General features: G+C 67.1%; 10 protein-coding genes. 6 read left to right on the forward strand and 4 right to left on the reverse strand.

Features of this window, described 5'->3' with window-relative positions; translation table 11 throughout:
- Positions 1–12: 12 nt before the first annotated feature.
- Positions 13–318: a DUF1090 family protein gene (locus tag L810_RS39250; RefSeq protein ID WP_021163700.1), complete on the reverse strand. Its 306-nt coding sequence runs from the start codon at positions 316–318 to the stop codon at positions 13–15.
- 311 nt (positions 319–629) lie between these two features.
- Here L810_RS39250 and rplM point away from each other — a divergent pair, with 311 nt between their 5' ends.
- The 3 genes from rplM to erpA all read left to right on the forward strand — a co-directional run bounded on the left by rplM (position 630) and on the right by erpA (position 2,051).
- Positions 630–1,058 carry a 50S ribosomal protein L13 gene (gene rplM, locus L810_RS39255; protein ID WP_009687896.1) on the forward strand — a complete coding sequence of 143 codons (429 nt, stop codon included), beginning with the start codon at positions 630–632 and terminating at the stop codon, positions 1,056–1,058.
- Between the two features lie 10 nt (positions 1,059–1,068).
- The gene (gene rpsI / locus L810_RS39260) at positions 1,069–1,461 is read left to right on the forward strand and encodes a 30S ribosomal protein S9 (RefSeq protein ID WP_011883283.1); all 393 of its coding nucleotides are present in this window, start codon (positions 1,069–1,071) and stop codon (positions 1,459–1,461) included.
- A 218-nt stretch (positions 1,462–1,679) separates the two neighbouring features.
- Positions 1,680–2,051, forward strand: a complete 372-nt coding sequence (gene erpA, locus L810_RS39265; RefSeq protein WP_006751888.1) for an iron-sulfur cluster insertion protein ErpA — start codon at positions 1,680–1,682, stop codon at positions 2,049–2,051.
- A gap of 107 nt (positions 2,052–2,158) precedes the next feature.
- Here erpA and L810_RS39270 read toward each other — a convergent pair whose 3' ends face one another.
- Positions 2,159–3,307, reverse strand: a complete 1,149-nt coding sequence (locus L810_RS39270) for an anhydro-N-acetylmuramic acid kinase (protein WP_021163701.1) — start codon at positions 3,305–3,307, stop codon at positions 2,159–2,161.
- A 142-nt stretch (positions 3,308–3,449) separates the two neighbouring features.
- Between L810_RS39270 and tyrS the strand changes: the two genes are divergently transcribed.
- The 3 genes from tyrS to L810_RS39285 are packed head-to-tail and all read left to right on the forward strand — an operon-like array spanning position 3,450 to position 5,833.
- Positions 3,450–4,691, forward strand: coding sequence for a tyrosine--tRNA ligase (gene tyrS / locus L810_RS39275; RefSeq protein ID WP_021163702.1), 1,242 nt, complete (start codon positions 3,450–3,452; stop codon positions 4,689–4,691).
- A complete protein-coding gene (gene dtd / locus L810_RS39280; RefSeq protein ID WP_021163703.1) occupies positions 4,688–5,146 on the forward strand; it encodes a D-aminoacyl-tRNA deacylase in 459 nt (152 codons plus the stop codon). The genes tyrS and dtd overlap by 4 nt, the downstream gene beginning before the upstream one ends.
- Positions 5,147–5,170: 24 nt before the next feature.
- Complete coding sequence (locus L810_RS39285) at positions 5,171–5,833, forward strand: histidine phosphatase family protein (RefSeq protein WP_021163704.1); 663 nt, start codon at positions 5,171–5,173, stop codon at positions 5,831–5,833.
- A gap of 60 nt (positions 5,834–5,893) precedes the next feature.
- Here the strand turns inward: L810_RS39285 and L810_RS39290 are convergent, their stop codons facing one another.
- Positions 5,894–7,021, reverse strand: coding sequence for a ParB/Srx family N-terminal domain-containing protein (locus tag L810_RS39290; RefSeq protein ID WP_042978130.1), 1,128 nt, complete (start codon positions 7,019–7,021; stop codon positions 5,894–5,896).
- A 152-nt stretch (positions 7,022–7,173) separates the two neighbouring features.
- Entirely contained in the window at positions 7,174–8,127 is a 954-nt protein-coding gene (locus L810_RS39295) for an oxygenase MpaB family protein (protein WP_021163706.1), read from the reverse strand.
- Positions 8,128–8,133: the final 6 nt, after the last annotated feature.

An 8,133-nucleotide genomic window follows, 5' to 3' on the forward strand; every position in this document is an offset into this window, starting at 1 on the left:
GCTCCGGCAAGGTTACGCGGGCTGCCTGGCGGCAGGCTGCGAGGTCGCGTCGGGCGGCGTGCCGCGCGGGCGCGCATCGGGCGCCGGCGCGTGGACGGCCGACGCATGGCCGTGAGCGCGTGCGCAGAAGTGGCGGACGCGTTCGCGCACCGCGCGCAGGCGGGCGACGCGATCCTCGGCATGCGCGGCACGGGCTTCGGCAAGGCGTGTATCGAGGGCTTCGAGCTTGGCTTCGCAGCCCGCGCGGGCGGCGACGGCAGGTGCCGCGGCGGCCAGCATCACGACCGCGAGGAAGGGTGTAAGTCGTTGATTCATCATGCTTGTTTGTTGTTTTCCGTGTTCGGCCGGTCTGGCGCGGCAAGGTCATGTGCCGCGCTTCGATGGGTGCCTCCCCGGGCGCTCGGTTCGCCTGGCTTGTCGGGGCACGACCGGATTTTGGCCCATTTCGGCCGCCGTGGACACGGTGAGCGGATTCCCTTTGACCGCGTTGCGGTATTTCCTTTATAATTCAGGGCTTTTCCGCATTCATGCCCACGGAAAAAGAACAGGGAGAGCCTGCACCGCGCCTCGAAGCGCACACAGACAAGCAGGAAGAACACATCGGGCAAAGCAATTTTTTTGGATCGATCATGAAGACGTTTTCCGCAAAAGCCCATGAGGTGACGCGCGAATGGTACGTGATTGACGCGACGGATAAGGTTCTCGGCCGTGTTGCCAGCGAAGTGGCACGCCGTCTGCGCGGCAAGCACAAGCCTGAGTTCACCCCGCACGTCGACACTGGTGATTTCATCATCATCATCAACGCGAGCAAGTTGAAGGTCACGGGCAACAAGACTCTGGACAAGAAGTACTACCGTCACTCGGGCTACCCGGGCGGTATCTATGAAACGACGTTCGGCAAGATGCAGGAACGCTTCCCGGGCCGCGCGCTCGAGAAGGCGGTCAAGGGCATGCTGCCGAAGGGCCCGCTCGGTTACGCGATGATCAAGAAGCTGAAGGTCTACGCAGAAGCGACGCATCCGCACTCGGCTCAACAGCCGAAGGCGCTCGAGATCTAAGGGGACCCACATGATCGGTAACTGGAACTACGGTACGGGCCGCCGCAAGAGCGCAGTCGCACGTGTCTTCATCAAGGCTGGCAAGGGCGACATCATCGTCAACGGCAAGCCCATCGCTGACTACTTCTCGCGCGAAACGTCGCTGATGATCGTGCGTCAACCGCTGGAACTCACGAACCACGGCCAGACGTTCGACATCAAGGTGAACGTGAACGGCGGCGGCGAAACGGGTCAGGCAGGTGCAGTGCGCCACGGCATCACCCGTGCACTGATCGACTACGATGCGACGCTGAAGCCGTCGCTGTCGAACGCAGGCTTCGTCACGCGCGATGCACGTGAAGTCGAGCGTAAGAAGGTCGGTCTGCGCAAGGCACGCCGCGCCAAGCAGTTCTCGAAGCGTTAATTCCGCTTCATGGCCGCGCCGCTCCCGGGCGGCGTCCGCCGGAAAAACCGCCAGCTTTCGCGCTGGCGGTTTTTTTATGTCCGTTTCCAGGCGCGTGCTGTCGCGGCCTGCGCATGCGTGTTTGATGAAATCGACAAGAACCTATTGATTTCATGGACATCAGCACGATCTTCTGATCGGCCCTACAATAGCGGCTAAAGCTTTTTGGAGAGTTCGCAATGAACGCTGTTACCGAATCCGCAGCAACGACGGCCGAAATGCCGGTTCCGTTCGTCTTCACCGACGCCGCAGCCGACAAGGTCAAGCAACTGATCGACGAAGAGGGCAATCCCGACCTGAAGCTGCGCGTGTTCGTGCAGGGCGGTGGCTGCTCCGGCTTCCAGTATGGCTTCACGTTCGACGAGGAAGTCAACGAGGACGACACCGTGATGAACAAGAACGGCGTCCAGCTCCTGATCGACTCGATGAGCTACCAGTACCTGGTCGGCGCCGAGATCGACTACAAGGACGACCTCAACGGCGCCCAGTTCGTGATCAAGAACCCGAACGCGACCACCACCTGCGGGTGCGGCTCGTCGTTCTCGGTCTGAGCGCACGACAGATCCACGCCGGTTCGCCGGAATGAAAAACGGGGCATCACGCCCCGTTTTTTTGTGCCCATTTTCCATGCGGCGCTCGCCGCGCGGGCGGCCATGCGTCAGCGCGGATAGAGCGCGCCGAGCACGCGGTTGCCGGCCGCACCGGTAACCGTCGCGAGATTGCCGGGCTGGCGCGCGGTGAAACGGTACGCGAGCCACGCGAACGCGAGTGCCTCGACCTGCTGAGGCGGCACGCCGAGTGCCGCTGTCGTATCGACCGTGGCCGGCACGCCGGCCTCGCGCAGCGCGTGCCGGAGCGCATCGAGCAGCACCGGATTGCGTGCGCCGCCGCCGCATACGAACACGGCCTTGCAGCCCGCTGCATGCTGTGCGATCTCGCGCGCGACCGAAACGGCCGTGAGCGCGGTGAGGGTGGCCTGCACGTCTTGCGGCGCGACGTGTGAGAACGGGGCGAGCTTCGCGTCGAGCCACGCGGGATTGAACAGGTCGCGCCCGGTGCTTTTCGGCGGCGGCGCGGCGAAATAGGGCTCGTCGAGCAGCGCGTCGAGCAGCGCTGCATGGTCGGTGCCGCGCGCCGCGAACTTGCCGCCGTCATCGTACGGCTTGCCCAGATGGCGGGTCGCCCATTCGTCGAGCAGCGCATTCGCGGGGCCGCAGTCGAAACCGCGCACGTCGCCGCCTTCGCCGGGCAGGATCGTGATGTTGCTGATTCCGCCGAGATTGCAGACGACGCGCGTCTCGCCCGCTGCGCCGAACACCGTTGCATGGAAGCCCGGCGCGAGCGGCGCCCCGTGGCCGCCTGCCGCGACGTCGCGGCTGCGGAAATCGGCGATCACGTCGACCTGGGTCAGCTCGGCGAGCAGTGCCGGGTTGTTGATCTGCCGCGTATAACCGCGCTCGGGGCGATGGCGCACGGTCTGGCCGTGCACGCCGATCGCGCGGATCTCGTCGCGCGACAGCCCGGCCGTGCGCTGCAATTCGTGGCAGCACACCGCATAGCGCGCGACCAGCGCGTTCGCGGCGAGCGATTCGCGGTCGATCTCGTCGTCGCCGGGCTGCTGCAGCGCGAACAGCGCGTCGCGCAGCGATTGCGCGAAGCCGACGAACGCTTCCGCGAGCACGACCGGCGCCTTGCCGGCCTCGAAACGCACGGCGACGCCATCGACGCCGTCCATGCTGGTTCCCGACATCAGCCCGAAGTAGATGCCGTCGGCCGGATGGGCGTTTTGCGGCTGTCGTTGCGGCACGTTGGGTTCTCCTGGATCGTGCGGCGCGGGCCGGTGCCGCGCGCCTTGCGCCCGATTATCCGCGCAACGCGGCGCGCCGTTAAGCGATGGGCGCGCAAGTTATGGGAAAATCCCTGTTTTTGCGACATTCTTCCTGGCACCGATGAGCACCGAACCCAGTTCCAAGCCTGTTTTCCCGATCACCGACGAAGTCCGGCATGCGCTCGCCGTCACGAAGCGCGGCGTCGACGAGCTGCTGATCGAGGAAGAGTTCGCGCAGAAGCTCGCGCGCAGCGCGGCCACGGGCACGCCGCTTCGCATCAAGCTCGGCCTCGACCCGACCGCACCCGACATCCACATCGGCCACACCGTCGTGCTGAACAAGATGCGTCAGCTGCAGGACCTCGGCCACACGGTGATCTTCCTGATCGGCGATTTCACGTCGCTGATCGGCGATCCGTCGGGCCGCAACGCGACGCGCCCGCCGCTCACGCGCGAGCAGATCGAGTCGAACGCGAAGACCTATTTCGAGCAGGCCGCGCTCGTGCTCGATCGCGCGAAGACCGAGATCCGCTACAACAGCGAATGGTCGATGCCGCTCGGCGCGGACGGGATGATCAAGCTCGCGTCGCGCTACACGGTTGCGCGGATCCTCGAACGCGAGGATTTCACGAAGCGCTTCCAGGGCGGCGTGCCGATCTCGATCCACGAATTCCTGTATCCGCTGATGCAGGGCTACGATTCGGTCGCGCTGAACGCCGATCTCGAGCTGGGCGGCACCGACCAGAAGTTCAACCTGCTGGTCGGCCGCGAGCTGCAGAAGCAGTACGGCCAGGAACAGCAGTGCATTCTCACGATGCCGCTGCTCGAAGGCCTCGACGGCGTCGAGAAGATGTCGAAGTCGAAGGGCAACTACGTCGGCATCAGCGAGAAGCCGACCGACATGTTCGGCAAGCTGATGAGCATCTCGGACACGCTGATGTGGCGTTACTTCGAACTGCTGTCGTTCCGCGGCCTCGACGAGATCGCCGGCTTCAAGCGCGAGGCCGAAGGCGGCCGCAACCCGCGCGACTTCAAGGTGCTGCTCGCGCAGGAAATCGTCGCGCGGTTCCACTCGCAGGCCGACGCCGAACGTGCGCTCGAGGATTTCAACCACCGCGCGAAGGGCGGCGTGCCGGACGACATCCCGTCGGTCACGCTCGCGGGCGCACCGCTCGCGATCGGCCAGCTGCTGAAGCAGGCCGGCCTCGTGCCGTCGACGAGCGAAGCGCTGCGCAATATCGAGCAGGGCGGCGTGAAGATCGATGGCGCGACCGTGTCGGACAAGGGCCTGAAGGTCGAAGCCGGCGAGTTCGTCGTCCAGGTCGGCAAGCGCCGCTTCGCGCGCGTCACGCTGACCGCATGATCGCGCTGATCCAGCGCGTGAAGCGCGCCGACGTGCGCGTCGGCGACCGCACGACGGGCGAGATCGGCGCGGGCCTGCTCGCGCTCGTCTGCGCGGAGCGCGGCGATACCGAGGCGGCGGCCGACAAGCTGCTCGCGAAAATGCTCGGCTACCGCGTGTTCAGCGACGCCGCCGGCAAGATGAACCTGCCGGTGTCGAATATCGACGGCGAGGGCCGCGCAGGCGGCCTGCTGCTCGTGTCGCAGTTCACGCTGGCCGCCGATACCAACAGCGGGCTGCGTCCGAGCTTCACGCCGGCCGCGCCGCCCGACGAAGGCGCGCGGCTCTTCGACTATTTCGTCGCGGCCGCGCGTGCGCGCCATCCGGTCGTCGAGACGGGCGAGTTCGGCGCCGACATGCAGGTGTCGCTCGTCAACGACGGCCCCGTGACATTCTGGCTGCAAGTTCGGCCCTGATTCTTTCCCCGGAGACGCGCCGCGATGGCCACCACGCAGATTCTTTTCATCCGCCACGGCGAGACGGCCTGGAATCGCATCAAGCGCATCCAGGGCCATATCGACATCCCGCTCGCCGACACGGGGCTCGCGCAGGCCCAAAAGCTGGCCGCGCGGCTCGCACGCGACGCGCGTGACGGTGCACGGATCGACGCGGTCTATTCGAGCGACCTGATGCGCGCGCAACAGACCGCGCAGCCCTTCGCCAATGCGCTCGGGTTGCCGCTGCTGCTGCGGCAAGGGCTGCGGGAACGCTCGTACGGCGCATTCCAGGGGCACGACAGCACCGAGATCGAGGCGTTGTTTCCGGACGCATACGCGGCGTGGCAGACGCGCGATCCGGGTTTCGCGCCGGAAGGCGGCGAGTCGCAGCGTGAGTTCTATCACCGCGTGCTGCACGCGCTCGAGCCGATCGTGGCCGCGCACCCGGGCGGCCGGATCGCGTGCGTCGCGCACGGCGGCGTGCTCGACAGCGTGTACCGGTTTGCGAACGGCATCGAACTGTCGGCGCCGCGCAGTTATCAGCTGCTCAACACGAGCATCAACGTCGTCGATTACGTGGACGGCCGTGCGCAGGTCGTGCAGTGGGCCGACGTGTCGCACCTCGACGCCGCAAGCGACGACGACGGGTACCGCAAGGTGCTTTGAGCCAGCAGGCCCTGTCCGCCATGGCCGGCCGGGGCTTCCTTCCCGCGTGGCGCTCGCCGCTTACTGCGGCAGTGCGTGGCGGGTCTTGTAGTCGAGCGCGTACGCGACCTTGCCGGGCTTGTCCGCCGCGATCGGCTGGCGCAGCTTGTCGAATTCCCCCTTGTTGTATTTCTTCCCGCCGTTGATCGCGTCCGCGCGCCCGAGGTCGGCGCCCGTCTTGCCGTCGATCACGGGATCCGTGGCCGCGACCATGCGCGCCGACGCATTCCAGACCGCGTTCAGGTACCCCGTGTCGGCCTTTGCCGGATCGGGGTCGGTTGCGCCGGCGCGCGTCAGGTCGTAGCCGGCGAGCGAGAACGTGCCCGGTTGCGCGCGCAGCCAGTCGGCCCAGTAGAACTCGAGGTAGTCGGTGGCTTGTGCGGGCTTGCTGTAGGCGATGTCGCGCGTGAAATAGACGAGCGAGCGGTAGCGGTCGTTCGTCATCCCGAGTTTCAGGCCGAGCCCGGTCGGCAGTTGGGCGGTCGTGATCGGCTTGCCTTCCCCGTTCTTGAGGCGCAGATAACCGCGGCTCTGCATCTGCTGCCAGAACGCGTCGCCCGAGTAGTCGCTGAGGTTGTCCTTGACGACGACGTGTACGTGCAGCGCCGGGCCGCCGTCGGCCGTCTCGTAGTAGGTGGACAGGCCGTGGTGGCCGTCGGTCAGGTACAGCGCATCGCCGTTCGGGCCGATCACGACCGGGTTCAGCACCGACCGGTCGCGGGCGTTCGCGTCGGTCGTCGTGCATGCGTAGCTGGCGGGATCGCGCAGCACCGACCTGGCCGTGTAGCCCGCCGAAGCGACACCGCCGAGGCCTTCGTCCGCACAGAAGTCGTCGAATTTCTTGTCGGGCTGCAGTTCGTAGCGGCCGAGCTTGTAGTAGATCTGGTCGTAACCGATTGCACCCTGCGTCGGATGGAGGTCGCCGAGCGTCACGTCGATCAGGTCGCCCGCACGGGCGGCCTTCCACTTGCCCGGTTGCGGCGTGACGGTGGCGGGCGGCGCCGGCGCAGGCGCGGTCGGGGTGCCGCCGGACGGCGTTTGCGCGTCCGAACGCGCGACGGCGGCGACATCGTCGCCTCCACAGGCGCCGAGGGCGAGGACGGCGGACAGGCTGGCGGCGAGGGCGAAACGGATCGGCAGGTGTGGCATCGCGGGCATCGGGTGTCGGTCGGATTGGCGGAGCACCGCGCGGGTCACGGACAGGCGGGACGGACGGCGCGTGCGACCGTGCGCGGGTGCAAGCCCGTCAGCTTGTCACAGGTATTTGACAGCAAATTGAAATGAAAGGAAGAGGCGGATCGTCAGGCGGGCGGGGTGCCGTCGGGCGGTGCTGCCGTCGCGCGGCGGCGCGCACGCTTTGACGCGCCGTTCACGAGCGCCCAGCGCAGCACGGGCGCGACGACCCGTATGCCGGGCCGGACCACCGCGCGCCGCAGCGGCGCGAACGTCGACACGCCGAGCATGCGCTGCGCCCACGGCGGCAGCAGGTCGATTCCGGCATGCATCACCAACGCTGCGGCCGGCCGCAGCGCAGGCTTCGCGACCGGCACGTTCAGCAGGATGGACATCACGTCGAACGTACGCGGCCCGGCCTCGAGTTCGGGCTGCATGCGCGCGAGATACGCGGCCACCTCGGCACGCGAACGGGGAACCTCGTGTGCGCCGAGCAGTTCGGCGACCCGTGCCGTCTCGGCGTAGTAGCGATCCTGCAATTCGCCCGGCACGGCCGGATTCACGTAGCGCAGATGCGCGGCGAGGAAACTCGATACTTCCGCGACGTGCACCCAGGTCAGCAATGCAGGATCGTCGGCGCGATACGGCCGTCCGTCCGGTGCGGTGCCCGATATGTGCGTGTGGATCGATTTCACGCGCTCGATCAGTGCGAGTGCGTCCGCGCGACTGCCGAAGGTCGTACCGGTGATGAACGTGGCGGTGCGCCGCAAGCGACCCAGGATGTCGGTGCGAAACGACGAGTGATCCCAGACGCCCGCGAGGGCGAGCGGATGGAGCGCCTGCAGCAGCAGTGCGGCGATGCCGCCCGTCATCATCGACGTGAAGTCGGCATGCACGCGCCAGCAGACGGCGTCGGGGCCGAACAGCCCCGGATCTCCGGGCGGGGAGGAGAGGTCGAGCGACGGGCCGCCGCCGCCCGCCGTCAGGTGCGTGACGCCGGCCACGAGCCGCTTGCGGATCGGCTCGGCCCAGCGCGGGCCCGGTGCGGGTGCGGCGGGGTGGCGGCTGGGCGGCGTCGTCATGGCGGG

It is taken from the genome of Burkholderia sp. AU4i (assembly GCF_000466765.1).
Classification (GTDB): domain Bacteria; phylum Pseudomonadota; class Gammaproteobacteria; order Burkholderiales; family Burkholderiaceae; genus Burkholderia; species Burkholderia cepacia.